The sequence below is a fragment of the Solwaraspora sp. WMMD406 genome (assembly GCF_029626025.1).
Taxonomy (GTDB): Bacteria; Actinomycetota; Actinomycetes; order Mycobacteriales; family Micromonosporaceae; genus Micromonospora_E.
In genome coordinates this window covers 1,376,691-1,402,483 of record NZ_JARUBF010000001.1, presented here as the reverse complement: position 1 = coordinate 1,402,483, position 25,793 = coordinate 1,376,691, and the positions used below count along the sequence as shown (strand labels likewise).

The following is a 25,793-nucleotide window of genomic DNA, read 5'->3' as shown; positions in this document are numbered from 1 at the left end:
GGCACGGGGGGGGTGCCGTGAGGATCGGTACGGGGGTGCGCTCGCACCCTACGGGCCCGGTACGACAGCACCGTCCAGGGTGGCGAGTCGGGCCACCCAGTCCGCTCCGGTGGCGCGTAGTTCCGCCACCCGGGACTCGTCGTCCTCGGCCCGGTGCATCCGGACCAGCAGGTGCGCGTCGGCGAGCTGTTCGACCATCCCCTCACCCCACTCGACCACGGTGACCGACTCGTCGACGTCGGCGTCCAGGTCGAGATCGTCGATCTCGGCACGCGGGTCGGCGGCGGCCCCGAGCCGGTACGCGTCGGCGTGGACGAGGGTGAGCTTCCCGCCGCGCGCCGGATCCGGCGGATGCACCCGGGCGATCACGAAGGTCGGCGACGTGATGTCGCCACGTACCCCGAGGCCGGCGCCGATTCCCTGCACCAGGGCGGTCTTTCCGGCACCCAGTGGTCCGGCCAGCACCACCAGGTCACCAGGGCGCAGCAGCCCGCCGAGCCGGCGGCCGAACTCGTGTGTGTGTGCCAACTCGGTCAGGCGTACCCGGATCGTCATGATCGAATTTTCGCAAGGAACGCGAGCAGCGCGGCGTTGACGGCGTCGGCGTGTTCCAGCATTACCACGTGCCCGCTGTCGACCACCTTGACGTAGTCGGCGTCCGGCAGCCGGCGCATGATCTCCTCGGAGTGGGCCACCGGGGTGATGATGTCCTTGTCGCCGACCAGCACCAACGTCGGGGTGTGCGCCAAGACGGCGAGTGCCGGGTAACGGGAGTGGGCCAGCAGGGTGCGGACGTAGCGGGTCACGGTTTCCGCCGAGGTCCGCGAGTTCATCCGCTCCACGTAGCTGACCAGCGCCGGGCTCGGCCGGGCGGTGCCGAACCCGTAGCGTCGGGTCAGCAGCCACGACAGGTCCGACGACGCCACCCGGGCCCGGTCGATCACTCCCCCGGTCAACCGGGTCGCGTTGTTGACCAGCATCAACAGTGGCGATCCGGCGCGGCTGAGGATCGTCGGTACGCCCAGCTTGGCCACGTCGACGAGCCCGCCCGACGTCGCCATCAGCACGGTGCCGACGACCCGCTCGTGGAACATCCGGGGGTGTCGCTCGGCGAGCGCCATGATGGTCATCCCACCCATCGAGTGTCCGACGAGGACCAACGGACCGTCCGGGGCGACCTCGTCGATCACTTGGCGCAGGGTGTCGCCGAGCGCGTCGATCTCGTAGTCGCCGGATTCGAGCCGGCCGGATCGGCCGTGTCCGGGCTGGTCGTAGAAGACCATCCGGTGTTCGCCCCGGCGGGTCAGCTCGCTGCGCTGGAAGTGGAAGGTCCCCATGTCCAGGCAGTAGCCGTGCACGAAGACGATCGTCGGTTCGGCGGGCGGGCCGGCGTCAGCGTCGGCGTCGGCGTCGGCGTCGGCGTCGGCGTCGAGGTCCAGGCCGACGGTCGGTTCGACGATCTCCACGTAGATGTCGGTGCCGTCGGCGGTGGTGATCAGACACGTCTCGTCGTACGGCAACTCCCCGAACGGTTCGTCGGCGTACGGGTCGTCGCTGTCCCGTTTGAGTTTGCGCACGAGGGCGCGTTCGGCGGCGATCGAGGCGGTCACGCCAGCGGCCGCGATACCGACGGCCGCGCCCAGGATCCCGGCGGTACGGGCCGCCTTCTGCGCTGTCGCCCGTCGCTGCGTCATGGCCGGGTCCCCGAGTAGACGCGGGGGACTCGTGGGCTGCCGAACCGGGTCACGATCTCGTAGTTGATGGTGCCCACCGCCTCGGCCCAGTCGTCGGCGGTCGGCTCGCCCCGGGTGCCGTCGCCGAAGAGGATCGCGACGTCACCGGCGGCGACCGGGTCGTCGGCGCAGTCGAGCACGATCTGGTCCATGCAGACCCGGCCGGCGATCCGGCGGCGCCGGCCGGCCAGCAGGACCGGTGCGGTGTTGGAGGCGTGCCGAGGCACGCCGTCGGCGTAGCCGAGCGGCACGACGGCCAGGGTGCTCTCCCGCTCGGTGTGGTAGGTGTGCCCGTACGAGACGCCCTGGCCGGCCGGGACGCGTTTGGTGAGCATCACCCGGGCCTGCGCCGTCATCGCCGGCCGCAGTCCGAAGCGCTCTCCGGGCACCGGGGAGAGCCCGTAGACCGCGATCCCGGGCCGGACCAGGTCGAAGTGGGTGTCGGGCCGGGTCAGGGTGGCCGCCGAGTTGGCCAGGTGCCGGTAGCGTGGCCGCACGCCCAGCCGTTCGGCCACGGCCAGCCCGTCACGGTACGCGGCGAGCTGGCGGTCGATGGTGGCGTGCCCGGGTGCGTCGGCGAAGACGAAGTGGCTCCAGACGCCGACGATGTCCACGATGCCATCGGATAGCGCCTTGGCCGCCGCCTCGACCAGGTCGGGCCAGTCGTCGCCGGTGGCGCCGCCCCGGGACAACCCGGTGTCGATCTTGAGGTGGAGTCGGGCCGGCCGGCCGGCGTGCCGCGCCGCGCTCACCGCCTCGGCCAACAGCCCCTGGCTGCCCACGCCGAGGTCGACGTCGGCGGCGACCGCCTCGTGCAACGGCAGACCCGGTGCCAGCAGCCAGGCGAGCACCGGTGTGGTGAGCCCGGCCCGGCGCAGCTCCAGCGCCTCGCCGAGGGTGCAGACCCCGAGCCAGTCGGCACCGGCGTCGATGGCCGCCCGGGCGGCCGCGAGCATGCCGTGCCCGTACCCGTCGCCCTTGACCACGGCCATCAGCTCAGCACTGGTGCCGGCCCGCAGTCGGGTCACGTTTTCCCGGATCGCCTCCAGGTCGATCCGCACCTCCGCCTGCCACATGGGCTCCAGCCTACTGATCAGTCACCTGATCGGGCAGGTTCCCCGCTGGTCAGGTCGGCGACCACTCGACGTAGTGCGGCCGCCACGTCGACGGCGGTGACCGGACCGCGCCGGCTGGCGGCCCGCCCGGCCAGGCCGTGCGCGTACGCGGCGGCGAGCGCGGCGCGTTCGGGGGGCAAACCGGCGGCCAGCAGCGACCCGAGCAAGCCGGCGAGGACGTCGCCGGTGCCGCCGGTGGCCAGCGCCGGGCTGCCGGTGGTGTTGACGAAGGCCCGGCCGTCCGGGTGGGCGACCACCGTACGGTCGCCTTTGAGTAGCACGGTGGCCTGCATCCAGGCGGCGAGCCGCAACGCGGCACCGACCCGGTCGTCGCCCGGCGCCTGCCCGGCGAGTCGGGCGAACTCGCGGTCGTGCGGGGTCACCACGGTCGGTGCCCGGCGGTCGCGGAGCAGATCGGACCAGGTTCCGTCGACGATCATGGTCAACGCGTCGGCGTCGAGCACGACCGGGACCGGGGCGGCCAGCACCGCCCGCAGTTCGGCGGCGGCGGCCGCACCACCGCCGAGTCCGGAGCCGCACACCCAGGCCTGTACCCGGCCCGCGTCGGCCACCCGGCCGGTGGCGATCACCGACGGGTGGTGCGCCAGCACCTGTTCGGCGGCACCGCCCGCGTAGCGGACCAAGCCGGTGGGCCCGGCGAGCGCGCCCCCGACGGAGAGGACCGCCGCACCCGGGTAGGTGGCCGATCCGGTCGCGACGCCGACCACCCCACGGTTGTACTTCTCCGCCGCCGGTCCGGGCCGGGGCCACCAGCGGGCCACGTCCGCCCGGTCCGGCACCTGGAACGCGGGGTCGCCCCGCAGCCAGGGCGTCAGCCCGATGTCGACGAGGTCCACCTGGCCGGCGTACGTTGCCGCCGGGCCGACCAGCAAGGCCGGTTTGAGGCAGCCGAAGGTGACCGTCACGTCGGCCGACACGACGGTCGTCGTACCGTTGCCGCCGCCGACCGGTTCGGGCAGTCCGCCGGTGTCCACCGTCACCCCGCTCGGTACGTCGACGGCGACCAGCGGGGCACCGGACCGTACCGCGCTGGCGACGGCGCTCGCCGCCGGCTCGCGTAGTCCGCCGCTGCCGCCGATCCCGGTGATGCCGTCGACGACCAGGTCCGAGGGCGTGCCTGGGTCGTCGGTGGTACGCCCACCGGCTGCCAGCAGGGCGGTCAGGCCGTCGGCGTGGACCCGCTGCGGCCGCAGCAACAGGGCGCTCACCCGGGCACCGCGCCGGGCCAGCCGGGCGCCGGCGTACAGCGCGTCTCCGCCGTTGTCGCCGGAGCCGACCAGCAGCAGCACCCGGGCACCGTAGACGCCGCCCCGCTCGGCGAGCAGCAACGCGCACCGGCGGGCCAGGCCGGCGGCGGCCCGCTGCATCAGCGTGCCCGGCGGCACCGTCGCCATCAGGGCCTTCTCCGCGTTGCGTACGTCGGCCACCCGCCACACCGGAATCACGATCGTCACCCTACCGGCCGCCGGCCACGGCGGCGCAGGCTAACCGCTGTCGGCCGCCCACGCAACGGGTGTGGACAGTGGCGGGCCCTGTTCCGGGTCGGCTGTCCACAGGCCGCCCGCGCGGGTCGATCGCGGCCGTACGGTCGACGCGACCGCCGACGGTTCGGGTGCCGTCGGCCGCGCGGCATACGGGGAGGCGCTCGTGCGTGAGCCAGCGGGTGAGGACGAACTGATCGAGGTACGCCCGGCGGTGCTGCGCGCCGGTGCGCGGCGGCTCACCGAGCTGGGCCACCGACTGGCGTACGGTCTGGCCGGCGACCCGGAACTGACGGTGATCGCCACCGGATGGGCGGCGGCCGGTCTGCTCGCCGAGGTCGAGACCGCCGTGCATCGCCGGCTCTGCCAGATCGGCACCGACGTGGCGGCGACCGGCCGGGCCGTCGAGCAGGCCGTCGACGGCTACCGGGACGCCGACGACCGGGCCGAACGCCGGCTGACCCGGTGATCACCTACCGGCAGTTGTGGGCCGCCGATCCGCCGGCCTGGCGTCGGGCGGCCCTGGCCTGGCGGCGGCAGGAGCAGATGCTCGCCCGGCGGCTGGCCGGTCTCGACGACGCCGCCGGCGGGTTGCGGCCCGGCTGGACGGGGCTGGCGGCGCGCACCGCCGATCGGCACCTCGCCGGGCTGCGGGACCGGGTCGCCGTCGTCGCCGCCGCTGTCCCCTGCGTGCTGGATCAGATCCTCAGCGGGTACGCCGAGCGGCTGGCCCGGGCCAAGTCGGTGCTCGCCGGCTGGGTCGACACCGCTGATCGGCTGGGCCTGTCGATCGATCGGGACGGGCGGGTGTGGGCCGATCCGGCCCGTACCCGTCCGGACGGTCCGACGCTGGCGGCGGCGCGTCGGGTGGCCGACGGGATCGGCACCGCGCTCGCCTTGGCGGCCACCGCCGACGCCGACGCGGCGAGCCGGCTCGACGCGGTCGCCACCGCCGCCGACCAGGGTTGGCCGGAGCGTCCGCCGCCGACCCGGCCGGCGGCCGGGGCCGATCCGGCGGCGGTGCGGGACTGGTGGCTGGCGCTCGACGACGCCGCCCGGCGCTGGTTGATCCGGCACGACCCGGGCTGGCTGGGTGGGCTCGACGGGATCCCGGCCGCCGCCCGCGACCAGGCCAACCGGTCGGTGTTGGCGCGGGAACGCGAGCTGTTGCTGGCCGAACGCGACCGGCTGCTGGCCCGGGAGACAGTGCCGTGGGATTCGGTGCCCGAGTTGCGGCGGATCGACCGGCTGCTGGCCGGGTTGGACCGGGTCACCGACCGGTTGGCCGCCGAGTCCGGTCCCCGGGCGTACCTGCTGGACGTGGCGGGCGGTGCCGCCTGGACCGGGGACGGTCCCCGGTCGACCGGCCGGGTGGTCCTCGCCCTGGGTGATCCCGATCAGGCCGACAACGTGCTGACCTACGTGCCGGGGATGGGTAGCGGACTGGACCGGGTGGCCGGGGAGCTGGATCGCACCGAACGGGTACTCGGTCGGTGCCAGGAGCTGGCACCGACGGAGCTGACCGCCGCGGTGTTGTGGCTCGACTACGCGGCCCCGGCGTTCGTCGACGAGGCGGCGAGCGCCGGGCCGGCCGAGCGCGCCGCCGACGACCTGCTCCGGTTCCAGCAGGGCCTGCGCGCCACCGGGCACGACGACGCGGCCGAGTTGACCGTGTTGGGGCACAGTTACGGTTCGCTGGTGGTCGGCACCGCCGCCCGGGCTCCCGGGATGCCGGTCGACAATCTGGTCTTCGTCGGTTCACCCGGGGTCGGGGTGGATCATGTGGACGAGCTGGCGATGCCGGCCGGGCAGGTCTGGGCGACGACCGCGACCAACGACGTGATCCGGCACGCGGCGGTGCCCGGTTGGTGGTCGGACGACCGGCTGTGGTTCGGTCACGACCCCAACGATCCTGGTTTCGGGGCGCGGGTGTTCGCCGGTGACCCGGCCGGGCATCTGGGCTACTGGAACGACGGCAATCCGGCGTTGGACGCGATGGCCCGCATCGTGCTCGGCGCGGGCCACCAGGACGAGGTGGTCACTCGACGGTGACCGACTTGGCCAGGTTGCGCGGCTGGTCGACGTCGTGGCCCCGGGCGGCGGCGATCTCACAGGCCAGCACCTGCAGCGGCACGGTGGTCAGCAGCGGGGCGAGCAGCGTCGGCGTACGGGGTACGTAGATCAGGTCGTCCGCGTACGGCGCGACGGCGAGGTCACCTTCCTCGGCGATCACGACGGTACGGGCGCCTCGGGCGCGGACCTCCTGGATGTTGGACACGACCTTGTCGTGCAGCATGCCCCGGCCGGCCGGGGAGGGCACCACGCAGACCACCGGGGTGCCCAGGTCGATCAGGGCGATCGGGCCGTGTTTGAGTTCGCCGGCGGCGAAGCCCTCGGCGTGCATGTAGGCGAGTTCCTTGAGTTTGAGCGCGCCTTCGAGGGCCACCGGGTAGCCGACGTGGCGACCGATGAACAGCACCTGGTTGGCGGTGGACAGGTCGCGGGCGAGTTCGCGGACCGGCTCCATCGCGTCGAGCACCCGCCGGAGCTTGTCCGGCATCTCCTGCAGCTGGCTGACCACCGCGGCCACCTCGTCGGCGTACTTGATGCCCCGGACCTGGGCCAGGTGCAGCCCGATCAGGTAGCAGGCGACGAGTTGGGTGAGGAACGCCTTGGTGGAGGCGACGGCGATCTCCGGGCCGCCGTGGGTGTAGAGCACGGCGTCGGACTCACGGGGGATGGTGGAGCCGTTGGTGTTGCAGATGGCCAGCACCCGGGCCTTCTGCTCCTTGGCGTGACGCAGCGCCATCAGGGTGTCCATCGTCTCGCCGGACTGGGAGATGGCGACCACCAGGGTGGATCGGTCCAGTACCGGGTCGCGGTAGCGGAACTCGCTGGCCAGTTCGACTTCGCAGGGGATCCGGGTCCAGTGCTCGATGGCGTACTTGGCGACCATGCCGGAGTGGTACGCCGTACCGCAGGCGACGATGAAGACCTTGTCGACGTCGCGCAGGTCCTGGTCGGTGAGGCGGACCTCGTCCAGCATGATCTCGCCGGACTCGGTGAGCCGGCCGAGCAGCGTGTCGGCGACCGCCTGCGGCTGCTCGGCGATCTCCTTGAGCATGAAGTAGTCGTAGCCGCTCTTTTCGGCGGCGGAGGCATCCCAGTCGATGTGGAAGTCGCGCCCGAGGGCGGGAGCGCCGGAGAAGTCGGTGATCTCGATGCTGTCGGCGGTGATCAGGACGACCTGGTCCTGGCCGAGTTCGACGGCGTCGCGGGTGTGTTCGATGAACGCGGAGACGTCGCTGGCCAGGTAGTGCTCGCCGGGTCCGCGTCCGACGACCAGCGGCGAGTTGCGTCGTGCCCCGACGACCGCGCCGGGGATGCCGGCGTCGACGGCGAGCAGGGTGAAGGCGCCTTCGAGGCGCTGGCAGACCCGGCGCATGGCGGCGGCGAGCAGCTGCGGACCGTCGGGTTCACCGGCGTCGCGCAGGTCGGCCAGGGCGGCGGCGAGCAGGTGGGCGACGCATTCGGTGTCGGTGTCGCTGACGAACTCGACGCCGTCGGCCTCCAGTTCGGCGACGAGTTTGGCGAAGTTCTCGATGATGCCGTTGTGGATGATCGCCACCCGTCCGTCGCGGGACAGGTGGGGGTGGGCGTTGCGGTCGGTCGGGCCGCCGTGGGTGGCCCAGCGGGTGTGGCCGATGCCGGCGGTCCCGTCACCGATGCCGATCGCGGGCGGACTGGCGGCGGCCTGGTCGACCGCGCGGGTGGAGCCGAACCGCTCGTCGCCGAGCGCCTTTTCCAGGTTGGCGAGTTTGCCGGCCCGCTTTTCGGTCCGTAGCTCGTCGTCGCAGACGATGGCGACCCCGGCCGAGTCGTAGCCCCGGTATTCGAGTCGCCGGAGCCCGTCCAGCACGATGCCCAACGCCGGTCGCGCGCCGACGTACCCCACGATTCCACACATGACCCGTAGCTTAGCCCACGATCGCTCATCCATGGTGCGCATAACCCCTAGGATCAAGCACCATCCCTGATCAGTTTTCCCTCAATTCACCTAAGACCGGACCAAGCGCGGGTGCCGTCACCGGCTTCGATGGACCGCATAGAGTTGCCAGGTGGTCACCTCCCCTGACGCACCCGCCGACGTCAACGCCCTGGTCCGTCGCATGCGCCCGTTCGGGACGACGATCTTCGCCGAAATGTCCGCACTTGCGGTACGCACCGGGGCGGTCAACCTCGGCCAGGGCTTCCCGGACACCGACGGACCGAGAGCGATGCTCGCCGCCGCCGCCGACGCCGTGCGCGACGGGCACAACCAGTACCCACCCGGGCGGGGCATACCCGCCCTGCGGACGGCCATAGCCGGACACCAACGCCGGTTCTGGGGGCTCGACTACGATCCGGAGTCCGAAATCCTGATCACCGCCGGGGCGACCGAGGCGGTCACCGCCGCGATCCTCGCCCTGTGCGAGCCGGGCGACGAGGTGATCTGCTTTGAGCCCTACTACGACTCGTACGCCGCGTCCATCGCGCTCGCCGGCGCGGTCCGCCGGCCGGTCACCCTGCGGCCCGACGGCGACGGCCGATACGCCTTCGACCCAGCGGCGTTGCGGGCCGCCTTCGGCCCGCGTACCCGGCTGGTGCTGCTCAACTCGCCACACAACCCGACCGGCAAGGTCTTCACCGTCGCCGAGCTGACCATGATCGCCGAACTCTGCCAGCGGCACGACGTCTGGGCGGTCACCGACGAGGTGTACGAGCACCTGGTCTTCACCGACGCCGACTCCCCGCACGTCCCGCTGGCCGCGCTGCCCGGAATGCGCGAGCGGACGTTGCGCATCTCGTCCGCCGGCAAGACCTTCTCCTGTACGGGGTGGAAGATCGGCTGGGCCAGCGGTCCGCCCTCCCTGGTGGCCGCCACCACCCAGGTCAAACAGTTCCTCACCTTCGTCAACGGCGCACCGCTGCAGCCGGCCGTCGCGGTGGCGCTCGACCTGCCGGACAGCTACTTCACCGGATTGCGCGACAGCATGCAGGCCCAGCGCGACCAACTGGTCGCCGGGCTGTCGGCGGCCGGATTCCGGGTGCTGGTACCGGAGGGCACCTACTTCGCCACCGCCGACATCACGTCACTGGGCGGCACCGACGGGCTGGAGTTCTGCCGGTCGCTGCCGGAACGGTGCGGGGTGGTGGCCGTACCGACGCAGGTCTTCTACGACGACCCCGACGCCGGCCGGCTGCTGGTGCGCTTCGCTTTCTGCAAGCGCCCCGAGGTCCTGGCTGAGGCCACCCGGCGGTTGGCCACGCTGCGTCCGCACTGACCGTCGTACCCGACCGGGCATCGACTTCGGGACCTCGTCCACGGTCGCGGTGATCGCCCCCGCCGGACGGGAGCCGCGACCGCTGCTGTTCGACGGGTCTCCACTGCTGCCGTCGGCGGTCTGTCTCGATCTCACCGGGCGGTTGCTCACCGGCGAGGACGCGCTGCACATGGCGATGTCGACGCCTGCGGCCTTCGAACCGCACCCGAAGCTTCGCGTCAACGACGGCACGGTCCTGCTCGCCGACACCGAGATCCCGGTCACCCGGCTGTACCGGGCGGTCATCGACCGGGTGCTGCTGGCCGCCCGGTCGGTGGTGGCCGACGGTGCCGACGATCTGGAGGTGACGCTCACCTGCCCCGCCGGTTGGGTGCCGGTCCGGCGCGCGGTGCTGGCCGACGCCGCGCCGCCCGGGACCAGGCTGCTGGACGAACCGGTCGCCGCCGCGCACCATCTCGCGCACATCGCCGGCGACCTGGTCCCCGACGGCGGACGAGTGGTGGTCTACGACTTCGGGGCCGGCACCATCGACGCGGCGATCGTGCGGCATCTGCGGGCCGCCGGATCCCCGGCGCTGTGGGAGCGGCTCGACCGGCCCGGATCGGTCGGCGACCGCCGCGCCCGCCAGCAGTTGTGGCGCAACGTCAAGGCCGTGAAGGAGATGCTGTCGCGGACCTCGATGACGACGATCCACCTGTCGCTGCTCGACGTCGACGTACCACTCGGTCGCGAGGAACTCGACGAGCTCGCCGCGCCGGTCGTCGCACGTACCGTCGTCACCGTCGAACGGGCGCTGACCGCGGCGGGGATCTCCGCCGCCGACCTGTCGGCGATGTTCCTGTGGGCGGGTCCAGCCGGATGCCGGCGGCGGCGACCGCGCTGCTGGGCGGCGCGCTGGTCGGGCTGCTCGCCCTCGCCGGGGCGCTCGTTCCGTTGCTGCCGACCGGCGACCCGGACAGCTCGGCGGACCCGTCACCGGAGCCGTCGGGCGCGTCGACCGATTCCGCGTATCCCCCTGGCGTCGACCCCTGCCTGGGTGGGTACCTGGTGGGTACCTGGCGGGTCACCTTCGACCAGAGGCCACCGGCAGCTACCACGCGGAAGACGCGATACTGATCGAGTCGTACACCAGAGTCGACGCGGTCATCCGCCTCTTCCGGGGCGACGAACTCCAGCGCGAGACCGTCGCCGAGTTCACCTCGCAGCCGGTCGGATACCGGTGCACCGACGACGAGCTGTTCCTGATCAGCCCGGAGGGGACCTTCTCCACCAACCTGGCCCGGGTACGGCCGCTGTCGACACCGGACGCCGGCCCGCAGGAGTAGGCGAACACGAACCGGGCCGACGCCGACGGCCGACGGGCAGACAGGAAGCTGACCGCGATCAGGCGGGGCTGGCGGCGCGTACGGTGTCGGCGATCCGTTCGGCGACCGACCGGGCGATCTCCACGGTCGCCGCCTCGACCATCACCCGGACCAGCGGCTCGGTGCCCGAGGGCCGCAGCAGGACGCGTCCGGTGCCGTCGAGCTCCGCCTCGGCCTGTTCGGCCGCCGCGCGGACGGCCGGGGCTCCCGCGCCGACGGTCCGGTCCCCGACCGGCACGTTGATCAACACCTGCGGGAGCTTGGTGATGGTCGCGGCCAGCTCGGCCAGCGAGGCCCCGGTGGCGGCCATTCGGGACATCAGGTGCAGGCCGGTGAGGATGCCGTCGCCGGTGGTGGCGTACGCGGGCATCACGATGTGTCCGCTCTGCTCCCCGCCCAGGGCCAGCCCGGAGGCGCGCAGCTCCTCCAGGACGTACCGGTCGCCGACCTTGGTCTCGACCAGCGTGATGCCTTCCCGGGACATCGCCAGGCGCAGACCGAGGTTGCTCATCACCGTCGCGACCAGGGTGTTTCCGGTCAGGGTGCCGGCCTCGCGCATGCCGAGCGCGAGGATCGCCATGATCTCGTCGCCGTCGACCTCGGTGCCGTCGGCGGTGACCGCCAGGCAGCGGTCGGCGTCGCCGTCGTGGGCGATACCCAGGTCGGCGCGGTGTTCCAGCACCGCCGCGCGGACCACGTCCAGGTGGGTCGAGCCGCAACCGTCGTTGATGTTGAGTCCGTCCGGCTCGGCGTTGATCGCGATGACCTCGGCACCGGCCTCCCGGTAGGCGACCGGGCCGACCTCGGCGGCCGCGCCGTTGGCGCAGTCGACCACCACCTTCAGCCCGTCCAACCGATGACCGACCGTGCTGACCAGGTGCCCGATGTAGTGTTCGGCCCCGTCGAGCAGGTCGTGCACCCGGCCGACACCGGCACCGGTGGGACGTCGCCGCCCGATCGATCCGTCAGCTTCGATCGCGGACTGGATCGCGGCTTCGATCTTCATCTCCATGTCGTCGGGCAGCTTGTGGCCGCCGGCGGCGAAGAGCTTGATGCCGTTGTCCGGCATCGGATTGTGCGAGGCGGACAGCATCACCCCGAAGTCGGCCTTGGTCTCGCCCACCAGGAAAGCGACGCCGGGGGTGGGCAGCACTCCGACCCGGAGCACGTTCGCGCCGGCGCTGGTCAGCCCGGCGACGACGGCCGCCTCCAGCATCTCGCCGCTGGCCCGGGGATCTCGGCCGACGACGGCCATCGGCTGATGACTGGGGTCGTGTTCGGCCAGGGTGTGCGCGGCGGCGACCGCGACCGCCAGCGCCAGCTCGGGGGTGAGATCCGCGTTGGCCCGCCCGCGTACGCCATCGGTGCCGAACAACCGCGCCATAGCTGTCACCCTCCGGTTCTCGCGCCTACCGACCTCAGTCTGCCCCGTGTCGGCCCACGGGCTCACCGGGTCCGTGCGGTACCCGACCGGGGCTGGTCCGGCAACCGATGAAGATACTGCCGATCGGCGAACACGTTAACTTATCTGGACAAAAATGGACGGACGGCCGGGAAACCCCCCGTACAGGGAGCACCCCGGCCGTCCGTTCAGCCGTGCACGAATTAACGCTTGGAGTACTGCGGAGCCTTACGGGCCTTCTTGAGGCCGTACTTCTTGCTCTCCTTGACCCGAGCGTCACGGGTCAGGAAGCCGGCCTTCTTGAGCGCCGGACGGTCGTCGATGTCGTTGGCGCACAGCGCGCGGGCGATCCCCAGCCGCAGCGCCCCGGCCTGGCCGGTGATGCCGCCGCCGCGCAGGTTGGCGACCACGTCGAAGGCCTCGGCCTTCTCGGCGGTGGCCAACGGCTCGCGGATCAGCTGCTGGTGCACCTTGCTCGGGAAGTACTCCTCGAGCTCCCGACCGTTACAGGTGATCTTGCCAGAGCCGGGGACGATCCGGACCCGGACGATGGCTTCCTTGCGCCGCCCGACGGTCTGGATCGGGCGCTCACCGCGTGGCGTACGCACGACGGGCGCGGGTGCCGCGACGCTGGTCACCTCGACGGCCGGCTCAGCGGCCACCTCGGTCTCGGTCTCGGTGTCAGCGACGGCGACCGGGTCGGCCTCGGTGGTGTCGGTCATGCTGTTTCCTTCGCCCGCGCTCACTGCGCGATCTGCTTGATCTCGAACGGCACCGGCTGCTGCGCGCCGTGCGGGTGCTCGGCGCCCGCGTAAACCTTGAGCTTGCGAATCAGCTTGTTGCCGAGCTTGTTGTGCGGCAGCATGCCCTTGACGGCCAGCTCGATCGCCCGCTCGGGGCGCTTGGACAGCAGCTCGTCGTAGCCGACCTGCTTGAGCCCGCCGGGGTAGCCGGAGTGCCGGTAGGCGACCTTGGTGTGCCGCTTGTTGCCGGTCAACGCCACCTTGCCGGCGTTGACGACGATGACGAAGTCACCGGTGTCGACATGCGGCGCGAACGTGGGCTTGTGCTTGCCGCGCAGCAGCGTGGCGGCGTGGGTGGCCAGGCGGCCCAGCACGACGTCAGAAGCATCGATCACGTGCCACTGACGCTCGATCTCACCCGGCTTCGGGCTGTACGTACGCACAGGTCTACCTTGTCTCGTCGTCGGTCTGGGGTCGCGCGTCGGTCGTCGGGTGACGCGCGGGCCGCAGGACGACCCGATGACCGGGCAACCCGTAGAGGAACGCGCGCGCGAACGACAAGCATACCCTGGCTGGCCTGCCACCCTGCGGAGGCCCCCTGCGGCGGACGCCACGGCTGGGTGACGAACCCGGCGAGGGAACGCCGCTGCGGCTGTCACACAACAGCAGGCAACGATACCCGTGACCGACGGGACGGTCAAAACGCGGGTACGCCTCACCTCCCGTCCCCGCCTACCGCCCCGGCGGGCAACCAACCCTCTGGCCGGGCTCCGTGTGAGGGGCACTTAGCAGGCTCGAAACAATCGAGACCTCACGGCGAAATCGCCCAGCGGCACGCTTCGCACATGCCAGGCAGTGTGGAGGCGACCATCGGACGGGGCCGGGACCGCACCACCCGGGCCGTGGCCAGGCACTGCCCGCACCGGGCGGCCAGGCACTGCCCGCACCAGGCCGGGCGGTACGACAGGAACGTCGACCAGTCATCCAGTGCGAACCCTGGTGCGGAGGTACCGGCGTGAAGCGGTTGATCGTCATCGGCAACGGCATGGTGGGACAGCGGCTGGTCGAGGCGGTGCGTTCCCGGGACACCGAGGGCCGCTGGCACGTCACCGTGCTGGCCGAGGAGACCCGCCCGGCGTACGACCGGGTCCGGTTGTCGGCCTTCTTCGACGGGGTCGGCGCCGACGAGCTCAGCCTGCACACCCCGGACGACGCGGTCGAGCTGCGGCTGGGCGAACCGGCCCGGCACATCGACCGGGACCGGCGGGTGGTCCGCACCGACCACGGCGAGTACGGCTACGACGCCCTGGTCCTGGCCACCGGTTCGTACGCGTTCGTACCGCCGATCGACGGCGCGCACCGCCCCGCCGACGCCGACGCCAGTTCCGACGCCGACGCCGACTCCGGCTCCCGACGAACCGGGAGCGGCGGTGCGCCGGCCGGCGGTCTGCGAGACGGCGTCTTCGTCTACCGCACGCTCGACGACCTGGTCGCGATCCGCGAGTTCGCCACCGACCCGACGGCGGGCCGACGGGTCGGTACGGTGATCGGCGGCGGCCTGCTCGGCCTGGAGGCGGCCAACGCGCTGCGCCTGCTGGGCCTGCGTACCCACGTGGTGGAATTCGCCCCCCGGCTGATGCCGGTGCAGGTCGACGAGGCCGGCGGGTCGATGTTGCGCCGCTACGTCGAAGACCTCGGCGTCCACGTACATCTGGGAACCGCGACGTCGGCGATCCGGACCGGCCCCGATGGCACGCCACGCGGCGTCGCCCTCACCGACGGCACCGAACTGGACACCGACCTGGTGGTGGTCGCCGCCGGCATCCGGCCCCGCGACGACCTGGCCCGCGCCGCCGGGCTGGCCGTCGGCGAACGCGGCGGCGTGGCGGTCGACGCCCACTGTCAGACCAGCGACCCGCACGTCTGGGCGGTCGGCGAATGCGCCGCGGTCAGCGTGGCCGGCGAACCAGGCCGCTGCTACGGACTCGTCGCCCCCGGCTACGCGATGGCCGAGGTGGTCGCCGACCGGCTGCTCGGCGGCACGGCGAGCTTCCCCGGCGCGGACACCTCCACCAAGCTCAAGCTGCTCGGTGTGGACGTCGCCTCGTTCGGTGACGCGCACGGCACCACGGCCGACTGCCTGGACGTCACGTTCACCGACCCGGCGACCCGGGTCTACGCCAAACTGGTCCTCTCCGACGACGCGCGGACCCTGCTCGGTGGAGTGCTGGTCGGCGACGCCACCGCGTACCCGACGTTGCGGGCCAGCGTCGGCGGACCACTGCCCGGCCCGCCGCTGGCGCTGCTCGCCCCGGCCGGCTCCGACGGGGCCGGCGGGGCCGGCATCGACGCGCTGCCGGGCAGCGCTCAGGTCTGCTCCTGCAACGCGGTCACCAAGGACCAGATCCTCGGTGCGATCGGCGACGGCTGCACCGACGTCGCGGGCATCAAGGCCTGCACCCGGGCCGGCACCAGCTGCGGGTCCTGCGTACCGATGCTCAAGCAGCTGCTCTCCGTCGCCGGGGTGGCCCAGTCCACCGCGCTCTGCGAACACTTCGACCACAGCCGTCAGGAGCTGTTCGACCTCGTCCGGGTCCGGCGCATCCGCACCTTCTCCCAGCTGGTCGCCGAACACGGCCGGGGTCGGGGCTGCGACATCTGCAAGCCGGCGGTCGCCTCGATCCTCGCGTCGCTGGGCAACGGCTACGTGCTCGACGGCGAACAGGCCGCCCTGCAGGACACCAACGACCACTTCCTGGCCAACATCCAACGCGACGGCACCTACTCGGTCGTCCCCCGGATTCCCGGCGGGGAGATCACCCCGGAGAAGCTGATCGTCATAGGCGAGGTGGCCCGCGACTTCAACCTCTACACCAAGATCACCGGCGGGCAGCGGATCGACCTGTTCGGCGCCCGGGTGGAGCAGCTACCCAAGATCTGGCGCCGGCTGGTCGACGCCGGCTTCGAATCCGGGCACGCGTACGGCAAGGCGCTGCGCACGGTGAAGTCCTGTGTCGGCTCTACCTGGTGCCGCTACGGCGTACAGGACTCGGTCGGCCTGGCCGTCGCCCTGGAGCTGCGCTACCGGGGCCTCCGCGCCCCACACAAGATCAAGTCGGCGGTCTCCGGCTGCGCCCGCGAGTGCGCCGAGGCCCGCAGCAAGGACTTCGGCATCATCGCCACCGACCTCGGCTGGAACCTCTACGTCGGCGGCAACGGCGGCTTCCGCCCCCGACACGCCGACCTGTTCGCCAGTGACCTGTCCACCGAGGAACTGGTCCGCGTCGTCGACCGCTTCCTGATGTTCTACATCCGTACCGCCGACCGGCTGGAACGCACCGCCGCCTGGATCGACGCGATGGACGGCGGCCTGGACCACCTGCGATCGGTGATCATCGACGACTCGCTCGGGCTGGTCGCCGAACTGGACGAGGCGATGGCCCGCCACGTCGAGTCCTACTCCGACGAGTGGCGCGACACCATCGACGACCCGGAGCGGCTGCGCCGCTTCACCTCCTTCGTCAACGCGCCGGACACCCCGGACCCGTCGATCAGTTTCGAGGTCGAGCGGGGCCAGCCAGTGCCGGCCGCGGGCGAACGCCGGCCCGTCGTGCTCGGCCTCCCGACCACCCTGGAGGTACGCCGATGAGCGTGCAGACCGTCAACGTCGCCGGCCGGTGGACACCGGTGTGCCCGTACAGCCGGGTGGAGCCGGAACGCGGCGTGGCCGCCCTGGTCGACGGCGAACAGGTGGCGATCTTCCGGACCTACGACGGGACGCTCTACGCCGTGGGCAACCAGGATCCGGTCACCGGTGCCTACGTACTGTCCCGGGGGATCGTCGGTACCCGGGGCGACGCGCCGACCGTCGCCTCCCCACTGCACAAGCAGGTCTACGACCTGCGTACCGGGCAATGCCTCGACCTGCCGGACGTCGCCGTGCCGACCTACCAGGTGCGCTGCCGCGACGGGTTGATCGAAGTGCTCGGCCGACGGCGGGATCACTGATGTCGGGCGAGTTGTCCGGGTTCACCATCGGTGTCACCGCCGACCGGCGACGCGACGAACTCGCGGCGCTGCTGGAACGGCGCGGCGCACGGGTCGTACTCGCCCCGGCGCTGCGGATCGTGCCGCTGGCCGACGACACCGAACTACGCGCCGCGACCCGGGCCTGCTTGGACGATCCGCCGGACGTCCTGGTCGCCAACACCGGAATCGGCATGCGCGGCTGGCTGGAAGCCGCCGAAGGCTGGGGGTTGGCCGAGCCCTTGCGGGCGGTGCTGGGTGGCGCCTACATCGTGGCCCGGGGGCCGAAGGCCCGGGGCGCGATCCGCGCCGCCGGACTGCACGACGAATGGTCCCCTGCCTCGGAAAGCTGCGACGAAGTCGTCGACCACCTGCGGGAGCGTGGCGTGGCCGGTCAGGTCGTCGCCATGCAGTTGCACGGCGACCGGCAGTCGGAGTGCACCGCGGCGTTGGAGGCGGCCGGCGCCACCGTGATCGAGGTGCCGGTCTACCGGTGGGCACCACCGGCCGACCCGGCCCCGCTGCACCGGCTCGTCGACCTGGTCACCGGACGGCTGGTCGACGCGGTCACCTTCACCTCCGCGCAGGCGGTCGGCGCTCTGCTGCGGGCCGCCGGCACCAACGGCGAGGCCGTCCTGGACGCGTTACGCGCCGACGTACTGGCCGCCTGCGTCGGACCGGTCACCGCGGCACCGCTGCGCCGGCACGGCGTGCCGGTGGTCGCACCGGCCCGGGCCCGGCTGGGTGCCCTGGTCCGCACCCTCGTCGACGAACTTCCCCGGCGGGCGGTCAACCTGAAGGTCGGCGGGCACCTGCTCACCCTGCGCGGTCACGCCGCCCTGGTCGACGGCGAACTCCGTCCGCTGGCACCGGCACCGATGGCCGTGCTGCGGGCGCTGGCGCAGACCCCGGGCCGGGTGCTGTCCCGCGCCGCGCTGCTACGTACGTTGCCGCGCGGTGCCGACGAGCACGCGGTGGAGATGGCGGTGGCCCGGTTGCGAGCCGGGCTCGGCACGCCGGGTGTCATCCAGACCGTGGTCAAGCGCGGCTACCGGCTCCCGGTCGACTGAGCCGGCCCGGATCACGACTGAGCCGGCCCGGATCACGATCCGGGCTGGCTCGACTGCCGTTCGTCGGCTGACACCCGGTACCGGGTGTCAGCCGACCGGCACCGGAGATCAGCCGACCGGTGCCGGGTAGCCGCGTCCGTGCTCGGCCCGAAGCGTCGCCATCGCGTGCTCGACGACGGTCACCAGGACGCCCTTGGTCGAGTCGCGGTCCCGCGCGTCGCACATCACCAGCGGTACGTGCGGAGCGATGGCGAGCGCCTCCCGTACCTCCTCGACGTCGTAGCGCGGCGCCCCGTCAAAGCAGTTCAGAGCGACGAGGTACGGCAACTGACGGTTCTCGAAGTAGTCCAGCGGGGCGAACGCGTCGGCGATCCGGCGGGTGTCGACCAGCACGGCCGCACCTACCGCACCCCGGATGATCTCGTCCCACATGAACCAGAACCGGGTCTGGCCGGGGGTGCCGAACAGGTAGAGAATCAGGTCGTCGGCCATGGTGATCCGGCCGAAGTCCATCGCGACCGTCGTGGTCTCCTTGCCCGGCACCTTCGACGGGTCGTCGATGCCCACGCCGGCCGAGGTCATCAACGCCTCTGTCGTCAGTGGCGTGATCTCCGAGACCGCCCCGACCAGGGTGGTCTTGCCGACCCCGAAACCACCCGCGATGACGATCTTCGCGGAGGTGATCCCCTTGTTCTGGCGTACGCCAGCGCGGTCATAGCCTGCGAAGTCCACTTAGTACCCTCTCAAGAAGTTCCATCCGCTCCTCGTACGCCTCTACCGGAGCGGCGCTGTGCAACGTCAGCAGACCGTCGGCGACCATGTCGGCGACGAGGACCCGCGCGACACCCAGCGGCAGCCGGGTGTACGCGGCGATCTCCGCCAAGGACTGGGCACGGTTGTCACAGATCGTGGCGATTCGATGCTTGTCGTGCCCGGCGAATCGGGACTCGGTGACCGCTGCGGCGGATGCCACCAGGACCGCCTCCAGCGCGATGTGCTGGCGTGGTTCGGTGCGGCCCCGGGTGACCGCATAAGGTCTGACCAGCGCTCCGCGCGGGTCTTCTCGTGGTTGTCCCATTCAGCGGTCACCTCCTCGGGAGTTGACTGGCACGTCACCGTCGACGGTCTTTCGTGTGGCGGAACTTCAGCGGCGGATCAGGCCCTGCCCACGGCCTCGCGGGGCAGCGGGACCAGGGCGGCACCGACCCGCTCCACCAGCAGCGCCATCTCGTACCCGACCTGGCCCACGTCGCAGCTACGCGCGGCGAGAACCGCCATGGACGACCCGTCGCTGATAGACATCAGGAAGAGGTACCCACTGTCCATCTCGATCACAGTCTGCAGTACGCCACCGGCGCTGAACATCCTGGCTGCGCCGTCAGTCAGACTCACCACACCGGATGTGATGGCGGCCAGCTGGTCGGCACGATCCGCAGGCAGATCACGGGAGGAGGCAAGCAACAGCCCGTCAGCCGAGACAGCCACCACGTGCGCGATGCCGGCGACGCTGTCGGCGAAGTTGCTGAGCAGCCAACCCATGTCCTGAATAGCTGCTGGCCTGTTCATTCGCTGGTCTCCTTGGTTGAAGTGGCGCCGTACTGCTCCGTGCCGACGGTCCGGCCACGTTGTACGCCACGGTGATATGCCGACAGCAGGCCACGGACCTCGTCCGGGGTACGCCGGGCCGTCGACCGGCTGGGCTTGGACTCGACACCGCCCGGCACGAGCTGCGCTTGTGGACGGCGCTTCGGCAAGCCGGACCGGGTGGTGCCGGCCACCTCCGGCTCGGCCGCCTGGCTGGCCCGCGCCCACCCTTCGTCAGCAGCGGTACGCCAGGTGTCCGTCCCTCCGGTGCGTTGCCGTGGAATGGCACCCGCCGCCCCCAGACTGCTGGGGGCCGGAGTGGACGGTACGTCGGCCGGCGCGGCGGCGGAATGTGGTGCGGCGTTCGGCTGCACCGGAGCAGAGTACGCCGCCGGTGGTGGTGCCGACTGCCCCGGGTTGCGTGCCGGCAGTGGTGGCCGGGTGGGGGCGGTCGCGGACGGTGCGCCGAGCGTCGCGGCTGAGTCACCAGACAGCGGTACGCCATTGGCGGCACCACCGGTGTTCGGCCCGTACCCCCCGGCCGGTCGCTGGAAGGTGCTCGTCTCGGCCTGTCCGTGGGCCCGGAACCAGACCGCCTCCATCTCCCGGAAGATCGGCGGCATCTCGGCGGGCTCGTCGGGGCGTGCCCCGACGCCGGTCGCACCGGCGACCGGTCCTTGTGGAAGCTGGGCTGCCGGTCGCACCACCGGCGACATCGGATGCGCGGTGGCCGGGATGACTCCCTGGTCGGCGTATCCGCGCAACGTGGAGGGGCGCACCGTCGGGTACGCCACGGTCGGAGTGCCGACACTCGCCGCCAGATCCGGCCCGGCTGCGGCGGGGGCCGTCGGGGCGGGGGGTGCCGGGGGTGCCGGCGCGGGAGCCGGCGAAGCCAACATCGCCGGGCTCATCACCGGTGGTGCCGGTCCGGCCATCGGCCCGGGCACCGGACCTGCGGTACGCGGCGAGATCGAACCCGCCGCCGGCCCGGACGTCGGCGCGTTGAACAACGCTCCGGACGTCGGCGCGTTGGACAGGGCCCCGGACGTCGGCGCGTTGGACAGCGGTCCGGCGGCGCCGGCGGTCACCGAGAAGGCGGCCGTGTTCGCTCCGGCCACCGCGTTCCACTGCGACGATCGGGCGTTCTGCCACTGGTCGGTGAGGGTCGCGGTCCGCCCCGGCAGGGCCGGCGACGTCGGCGGCGCGGAAACCGGCGACCAGCTGCCGCCCGAGGTCGGTGCGGCGGACACCGGCTCCGCCGATGACAGCCGTCCCCGGCTCATCACCGGTTCGCGACTGCGCTGCGGCAGCACCAGGATGCTGCTGGGCAGGGTGACCTGGGCGACCGTGCCGCCTTCGACGTTCGGGCGCAGTTCGACCCGGATGCCGTACCGGCCGGCGAGTCGGCTCACCACCGCGAGCCCCATCAGCCGGAACGCCGACACGTCCATCGTGGAAGGCGCGGCGAGTCGGCGGTTCAGGTTGTCGAACTGCTCCTCGGAGAGTCCGAGTCCACGGTCCTCGACCTGGATCAGCACGTAGTCACGCAGCCGCCGGGCGTCCGCGACCACGGTGGTGGTCGGTGGGGAGAACCGGGTGGCGTTGTCGAGCAGCTCGGCGACGAGCCGTACCACGTCGTTGACCGCGTGCGCGGAGATGAGGATGTCGGTGTCGACGGTGCCGAACTCGATCCGGTTGTAGAGCTCGACCTCGGACTGCGCGGCCCGCAGCGCGTCGACCAGCAGCGCGTCCTCGCGGCGCGGGGCGCTGGAGTCGGCGCCGGCGAGGACCAGCAGGTTCTCGTCGTTGCGGCGCATCCGGGTGGCCAGGTGGTCCAGCTGGAACAGCTGGGCGAGTCGCTTGGGGTCCTCCTCGCCGCGCTCGATCATGTCGAGCTCGCCGATCATCCGGTCGACCAGCGTCTGACTCCGTCGGGCCAGCGAGAGGAACATCGCCGAGACGCTCGCCCGTAGCGCGGCCTGCTCGGCCGCGATCCGGACCGCTTCCCGGTGCACCACGTTGAAGGCCTGGCCGACCTGGCCGACCTCGTCGCGGTTGGGTAGCCGGATCGGATCACGCAGGTTCCGGACGATCTCCTCGGGACCCCGGTCGTTGAGATCGTTGATGTCCCGCAGCTTGGCGACCGCCTCGGGCAGGTCCCGGTTGGCCACCGCCATGGCGCCTTCCCGCAGCCGCCGCAGCGAGCTGTTCAAGGACCGGGCCAGCACGACCGCGAGCGCGATGGCCAGCACCAGCGCGATCAGCACCAGGGCCGACTCGGTCATCGCCTGCCGGGTGACGTCGGTGCTGACCTGGGAGGCCCGGTCGAGCAGCTGGGACTCCAGCTGGATCTCCGCCCACCGCATCAGATCGTTGACCGCGCCGACCGCGCGGGCCGCCTCGTCCGGGCCGAGGGTGGCCCGTTGGCCGACCGACCTGGTGATCTCGGTGGCCACCCGGTCGGCCAGGAAGACCGCGTCACCGGTGACGCTGGTGTTGACCAGGTCCTGCTCCCACGGGGAGGCGGTCAGCGAGAACGACAGCAGCGCTTCCTGCTGGCTGGTGAGCGTGGCGAGGTAGGAGGAGAACTGTTCCTCGTCGAGCTGCCCGGCGGAGAGCGCGGCGAAGACGATGGCTTCCTCTTCGGCGGTGGCCGCCTTGGCCCGGGCGAACGCGGAGACCGCCCGCAGGCTGTCCGGCACCTCGCCCTCACCCGAGACCTGACCGAGGATCTCGCCGTAGGAGGCCAGGTCGGACAGGATGACCCCGTAGCGCAGCACCGCTTCCGGCACCGGCATCTGGCGGCGGTCCAGCACCTCCTGGCGGGTCGCGTTCAACGTACCGAGGTGGTCGTCGATGTCGATGAGCTGGCGCTCGACGGCTGTCGGCACCTCGCCCACGGCGGCGCGCTCGGCAGCGTACGCGGCGATGCTCTCGTCGGTACGCCGGACCCGGGCGTTGTAGCTTTCCGCGGCGGCGTCGTCGGAGGCCAGCAACGTCAGCGCGGCCATCCGCTCCTTGTGGACGTCCTGAGCCAACGCCGAGACGTCGGTCGAGAGCGCCGCCAGGGAACTCACCAGCCGGGCTTCGAGCGCGCCCTGGCCGACGTCGACCAGACGTACCGTCGCCAGGGCGGCCACGGCGGCCAAGGGGACGACCAGGATGAGCGCCAACTTGGACCTGATCCGGGCATCCCTCAGCCGAGGTACCCAGCGCAGCGGCGCGCGGCGCTTGCGCGGTCCGTTGTCGGGCAGGGTCGTCGGTCCGGTCCTCACGACATCGCCTCCGTCGTTATCTCCACCCGCGGACTGCCGGCCGATGCCTGCTGCAACGGCCAGCGCCGCATGCGGCACGGCCGCGATTTCACCAGAAGTAGACCCAGTTGGGAAGCCTCAGCCGGGCAGAAATCGGTCGGACGACCCGGATCTACCCTAGAGCTACCGGACGATATCTTCATGACACCGCCCTGATCAGGGCGGATGGAAGTTCCACAGATGTTTGTATCGGCAAAGTTAACGCTCGCAACCAGTCCTCGTTGCCAACATATGGGACAGCTGTCCCGAACTACCAGCTGACCGGCGCGCTTGACCAGAGCGACGGCCATTGGCAAGGTTTCCCACGTTCGCAGGTTCCGCGCACACCGTACGGCATGCCGCCGGCAAGACTTCTATTGAGGACGTCGGCGAACGTGTCCGCCCCCGAAACGGCCGGCCCGCACCTGCCGCGTACCTGGAGGAATGACTTGAGGCCCACCCGTTCCGCCCTGCTCACCGCCCTGGCGTCTACTTTGCTGGTGCCGATGCTTGCCGGCTGCCAGTTCGCCGACGACACCGCGGCGGGCGGCGACATCGTCATCGCCGCCGACCTCGAACTGTCCGGCGCGGCGGCCGCAGTCGGCAAGGGCTACCAGCGGGCGCTCGAACTCAAAGTTGAGCAGATCAACGAATCGGGCCTGCTGGGCGGGCGCACCGTACGACTCGACGTACGGGACAACCGCTCCGACCCCAGTGAGTCCCTACGTAACATCGGCGACTTCACCAGCGACTCGCAGGTCACGGCGATCATCATGGGCAGTTGCAGCGACTGCGCGGTCGGCGCCGCCCGCACCATCAACGACAAGCGCGTGCCCACCATCTCCCTCGCTCCGGCCACCGCCGTGGCCGCGCCGGTGGCGGAACGCCGGTACATGTTCAAGCTCGGCCCGAACGCCACCGACAGTGCCGCCACCATCGCCAGCGAGTTGCGCCGCCTCGACATCGACGAGGCGAGCCTGTTGCACACCGACGACGAATACGGCCAGGACGGACTGCGGATCATGTCCGCGGAACTCGACAAGATCGGCATCGATCTGGTCGGTACGGAACAGGTCCGGACCACCGACACCGACGTGAGCCAGGCGGTCGCCGCTCTGGCGGAGGAAGACGAGCCGGGTGCCCTGCTGATCTGGACGTCCGCGGAGCAAGCGGCCCTGGCGGCGGACAGCGCCGCCCAGCTCGACTATCCAGGTCCGATCTTCTTCGACGCGGCCGCCGCCGGGGACCTGTTCCTGACCGGTGGGGCGGCAGGCGGCACCGAAGGAGTCAACCTGGTCTTCACCCAGACGATGGTGATCGACGACGTCATCGCCACCACTCCGGCCAAGGCCGCCCGCAAGCAGTGGTTCCGCGACTACACCGCCCGGTTCGGCAGCTACTACGGATTCTCGTCGTTCGCCGCCGACGCGGTTCAACTGATCGCCGACGCGGTGGCCAGCGCCACCGGCGAGGACAACTCGGTGAGTCGGGAGGACATCCGGGACGTCCTGGAGACCACCCAGTTCGACGGACTGTCCGGACCGATCCGGATGACGCCGGACAACCACTCCGGGTTGATGCCGCAGGCGCTGACCATGCTGGTGTCCCGGGGTGGACGCTGGCGGCTGGCAAGCTGACCAGGCGCGACGATCGACGATAGGGCCGGGTCCGTCACGGACCCGGCCCTACGTGTCTCTTGATTCCCGTACCGGCGTCTCGCCGGTGAGGCTCCCTCGACTCCTCAGCGAGCCGAGGTGGTCTCCCGGACCCAGGGCAGAAAGAGCCGTTCGACGAGGACGACACCGAAGTAGAGCAGGATGCTCATCGCGGCGACCAGGACGACCGCCGCCCAGGTGGCGGCGGTGTTGCCCATACCGCTGGTCTGCACGATGAAAAAGCCCAGACCGTCCTTGTCGGAGGCGAAGAACTCGCCGAGCACCGCGCCGGTCGCCGCCAGCGGCATGGCGACCTTCAGTCCGACGAAGATCTGCGGCAACGCGGCCGGCAACCGGACCTTGCGGAACGCCTGCCAGCGGGACGCGTCCAGCGATCTGGCCAGTTCCGCCAGATCGGCCGGAGTGGAGGTCAGGCCGGTCACCGTGGAGAGCACGATCGGAAAGAAGCAGAGCAGGAAGACCATGGTGAGGATCGGCCGCTGGCCCCACCCCAGGGCGACCACGAGCAGGGGCGCGATCACGATCTTCGGTACGGCGTTGACCGCCACGAGCAGCGGGGAGAACATCCGCTCGACCACTTGCGAGCCGGCCAGCACCAGTCCCATCAGGATACCGGCGACGCTGGAGAGCACGAACCCCACGACGGTCGAGGTGGTGGTCACCAGAGTGTGCTCCAACAGCCGCACGACCCGCGGCTGGAACGCGGTGTACACGTCCTGCGGGGGCGGCAGCACCACCGGGTGGATCAGCTCGAACACGCTTGTCGCCAGCCACCACCCGGTGACCACGACCACCATGCCGAGCAACGGCAGCAGCACCACGCCAGCGCGGGAGCCACCGAGGCGCACCCTCGGTCTGAACCCGCGCAGCGGCGGGGCCTGGGCCGGTTTGAGTACGGTCATCAGATGCCTTCCGTGGATTCTCCGGCCTCAGGCCGGGAGGAAACGGACTCCTGCGGAGC

General features: G+C 71.5%; 21 protein-coding genes. 8 read left to right on the top strand and 13 right to left on the bottom strand.

Features of this window, described 5'->3' with window-relative positions; genetic code table 11:
- Positions 1–48 precede the first annotated feature (48 nt).
- Genes tsaE through O7632_RS06345 form a run of 4 tightly spaced genes read right to left on the bottom strand, consistent with a single transcriptional unit; the run spans position 49 to position 4,314 of the window.
- Positions 49–555, bottom strand: coding sequence for a tRNA (adenosine(37)-N6)-threonylcarbamoyltransferase complex ATPase subunit type 1 TsaE (gene tsaE / locus O7632_RS06360; protein WP_278112195.1), 507 nt, complete (start codon positions 553–555; stop codon positions 49–51).
- Positions 552–1,694, bottom strand: a complete 1,143-nt coding sequence (locus O7632_RS06355) for an alpha/beta hydrolase (protein ID WP_278112194.1) — start codon at positions 1,692–1,694, stop codon at positions 552–554. Before O7632_RS06355 ends, tsaE begins: the two co-directional genes overlap by 4 nt.
- The gene (gene alr, locus O7632_RS06350) at positions 1,691–2,809 is read right to left on the bottom strand and encodes an alanine racemase (protein WP_278112193.1); all 1,119 of its coding nucleotides are present in this window, start codon (positions 2,807–2,809) and stop codon (positions 1,691–1,693) included. Before alr ends, O7632_RS06355 begins: the two co-directional genes overlap by 4 nt.
- A 17-nt stretch (positions 2,810–2,826) precedes the next feature.
- Positions 2,827–4,314 (bottom strand): NAD(P)H-hydrate dehydratase, encoded by a 1,488-nt coding sequence (locus O7632_RS06345; protein ID WP_278112191.1) that lies wholly within the window; start codon positions 4,312–4,314, stop codon positions 2,827–2,829.
- A 202-nt stretch (positions 4,315–4,516) separates the two neighbouring features.
- On the opposite strand from O7632_RS06345, the gene O7632_RS06340 reads away from it, so the two are divergent.
- Positions 4,517–4,819 carry a hypothetical protein gene (locus O7632_RS06340; protein ID WP_278112189.1) on the top strand — a complete coding sequence of 101 codons (303 nt, stop codon included), beginning with the start codon at positions 4,517–4,519 and terminating at the stop codon, positions 4,817–4,819.
- On the top strand, positions 4,816–6,402 hold the full coding sequence (locus tag O7632_RS06335; RefSeq protein WP_278112187.1) for an alpha/beta hydrolase: 1,587 nt from the start codon (positions 4,816–4,818) through the stop codon (positions 6,400–6,402). Before O7632_RS06340 ends, O7632_RS06335 begins: the two co-directional genes overlap by 4 nt.
- Here the strand turns inward: O7632_RS06335 and glmS are convergent.
- On the bottom strand, positions 6,389–8,317 hold the full coding sequence (gene glmS / locus O7632_RS06330) for a glutamine--fructose-6-phosphate transaminase (isomerizing) (protein ID WP_278112185.1): 1,929 nt from the start codon (positions 8,315–8,317) through the stop codon (positions 6,389–6,391). The genes O7632_RS06335 and glmS overlap by 14 nt on opposite strands.
- 151 nt (positions 8,318–8,468) lie before the next feature.
- Between glmS and O7632_RS06325 the strand changes: the two genes are divergently transcribed.
- Together O7632_RS06325 and O7632_RS06320 are read left to right on the top strand one after the other, a co-directional pair.
- Positions 8,469–9,674 (top strand): pyridoxal phosphate-dependent aminotransferase, encoded by a 1,206-nt coding sequence (locus O7632_RS06325; RefSeq protein ID WP_278112183.1) that lies wholly within the window; start codon positions 8,469–8,471, stop codon positions 9,672–9,674.
- 840 nt (positions 9,675–10,514) lie between these two features.
- The gene (locus tag O7632_RS06320; protein WP_278112181.1) at positions 10,515–10,790 is read left to right on the top strand and encodes a hypothetical protein; all 276 of its coding nucleotides are present in this window, start codon (positions 10,515–10,517) and stop codon (positions 10,788–10,790) included.
- Positions 10,791–11,057: 267 nt separating this feature from the next.
- Here the strand turns inward: O7632_RS06320 and glmM are convergent, their stop codons facing one another.
- From glmM to rplM, 3 genes are all read right to left on the bottom strand, one after another.
- Positions 11,058–12,422, bottom strand: coding sequence for a phosphoglucosamine mutase (gene glmM / locus O7632_RS06315; RefSeq protein ID WP_278112179.1), 1,365 nt, complete (start codon positions 12,420–12,422; stop codon positions 11,058–11,060).
- A gap of 221 nt (positions 12,423–12,643) precedes the next feature.
- A complete protein-coding gene (gene rpsI / locus O7632_RS06310) occupies positions 12,644–13,162 on the bottom strand; it encodes a 30S ribosomal protein S9 (protein WP_278112177.1) in 519 nt (172 codons plus the stop codon).
- 20 nt (positions 13,163–13,182) lie between these two features.
- Positions 13,183–13,626, bottom strand: a complete 444-nt coding sequence (rplM, locus tag O7632_RS06305) for a 50S ribosomal protein L13 (protein WP_278112175.1) — start codon at positions 13,624–13,626, stop codon at positions 13,183–13,185.
- A 572-nt stretch (positions 13,627–14,198) separates the two neighbouring features.
- Between rplM and nirB the strand changes: the two genes are divergently transcribed.
- From nirB to O7632_RS06290, 3 genes are read left to right on the top strand one after another with little or no spacing between them, the layout of a single operon-like run.
- Positions 14,199–16,832 (top strand): nitrite reductase large subunit NirB, encoded by a 2,634-nt coding sequence (gene nirB, locus O7632_RS06300; protein WP_278112173.1) that lies wholly within the window; start codon positions 14,199–14,201, stop codon positions 16,830–16,832.
- The gene (gene nirD / locus O7632_RS06295; protein ID WP_278112171.1) at positions 16,829–17,191 is read left to right on the top strand and encodes a nitrite reductase small subunit NirD; all 363 of its coding nucleotides are present in this window, start codon (positions 16,829–16,831) and stop codon (positions 17,189–17,191) included. The genes nirB and nirD overlap by 4 nt, the downstream gene beginning before the upstream one ends.
- On the top strand, positions 17,191–18,279 hold the full coding sequence (locus O7632_RS06290) for a uroporphyrinogen-III synthase (RefSeq protein ID WP_278112169.1): 1,089 nt from the start codon (positions 17,191–17,193) through the stop codon (positions 18,277–18,279). The genes nirD and O7632_RS06290 overlap by 1 nt, the downstream gene beginning before the upstream one ends.
- Before the next feature lie 108 nt (positions 18,280–18,387).
- On the opposite strand, the gene O7632_RS06285 is transcribed toward O7632_RS06290, so the two are convergent.
- From O7632_RS06285 to O7632_RS06270, 4 genes are all read right to left on the bottom strand, one after another.
- Complete coding sequence (locus O7632_RS06285) at positions 18,388–19,011, bottom strand: ATP/GTP-binding protein (protein ID WP_278112167.1); 624 nt, start codon at positions 19,009–19,011, stop codon at positions 18,388–18,390.
- Positions 18,992–19,357, bottom strand: coding sequence for a DUF742 domain-containing protein (locus O7632_RS06280; RefSeq protein WP_278112165.1), 366 nt, complete (start codon positions 19,355–19,357; stop codon positions 18,992–18,994). The genes O7632_RS06285 and O7632_RS06280 overlap by 20 nt, the downstream gene beginning before the upstream one ends.
- A 77-nt stretch (positions 19,358–19,434) precedes the next feature.
- Complete coding sequence (locus O7632_RS06275) at positions 19,435–19,845, bottom strand: roadblock/LC7 domain-containing protein (protein WP_278112163.1); 411 nt, start codon at positions 19,843–19,845, stop codon at positions 19,435–19,437.
- On the bottom strand, positions 19,842–23,138 hold the full coding sequence (locus O7632_RS06270) for a nitrate- and nitrite sensing domain-containing protein (protein ID WP_278112161.1): 3,297 nt from the start codon (positions 23,136–23,138) through the stop codon (positions 19,842–19,844). The genes O7632_RS06275 and O7632_RS06270 overlap by 4 nt, the downstream gene beginning before the upstream one ends.
- A gap of 467 nt (positions 23,139–23,605) precedes the next feature.
- Between O7632_RS06270 and O7632_RS06265 the strand changes: the two genes are divergently transcribed.
- A complete protein-coding gene (locus O7632_RS06265) occupies positions 23,606–24,793 on the top strand; it encodes an ABC transporter substrate-binding protein (protein ID WP_278112159.1) in 1,188 nt (395 codons plus the stop codon).
- A 104-nt stretch (positions 24,794–24,897) separates the two neighbouring features.
- Here the strand turns inward: O7632_RS06265 and O7632_RS06260 are convergent, their stop codons facing one another.
- On the bottom strand, positions 24,898–25,734 hold the full coding sequence (locus tag O7632_RS06260; RefSeq protein ID WP_278112158.1) for an ABC transporter permease: 837 nt from the start codon (positions 25,732–25,734) through the stop codon (positions 24,898–24,900).
- Between the last annotated feature and the right edge of the window lie 59 nt (positions 25,735–25,793).

Excerpts from the sequence above, each read along its gene's own strand:
- glmS (WP_278112185.1), bottom strand. The coding sequence starts at position 8,317 with ATGTGTGGAATCGTGGGGTACGTCGGCGCGCGACCGGCGTTGGGCATC.
- O7632_RS06290 (WP_278112169.1), top strand. The coding sequence starts at position 17,191 with ATGTCGGGCGAGTTGTCCGGGTTCACCATCGGTGTCACCGCCGACCGG.
- rpsI (WP_278112177.1), bottom strand. The coding sequence starts at position 13,162 with ATGACCGACACCACCGAGGCCGACCCGGTCGCCGTCGCTGACACCGAG.
- alr (WP_278112193.1), bottom strand. The coding sequence starts at position 2,809 with ATGTGGCAGGCGGAGGTGCGGATCGACCTGGAGGCGATCCGGGAAAAC.
- tsaE (WP_278112195.1), bottom strand. The coding sequence starts at position 555 with ATGACGATCCGGGTACGCCTGACCGAGTTGGCACACACACACGAGTTC.
- O7632_RS06355 (WP_278112194.1), bottom strand. The coding sequence starts at position 1,694 with ATGACGCAGCGACGGGCGACAGCGCAGAAGGCGGCCCGTACCGCCGGG.
- glmM (WP_278112179.1), bottom strand. The coding sequence starts at position 12,422 with ATGGCGCGGTTGTTCGGCACCGATGGCGTACGCGGGCGGGCCAACGCG.
- nirD (WP_278112171.1), top strand. The coding sequence starts at position 16,829 with ATGAGCGTGCAGACCGTCAACGTCGCCGGCCGGTGGACACCGGTGTGC.
- O7632_RS06275 (WP_278112163.1), bottom strand. The coding sequence starts at position 19,845 with ATGAACAGGCCAGCAGCTATTCAGGACATGGGTTGGCTGCTCAGCAAC.
- O7632_RS06280 (WP_278112165.1), bottom strand. The coding sequence starts at position 19,357 with ATGGGACAACCACGAGAAGACCCGCGCGGAGCGCTGGTCAGACCTTAT.
- O7632_RS06260 (WP_278112158.1), bottom strand. The coding sequence starts at position 25,734 with ATGACCGTACTCAAACCGGCCCAGGCCCCGCCGCTGCGCGGGTTCAGA.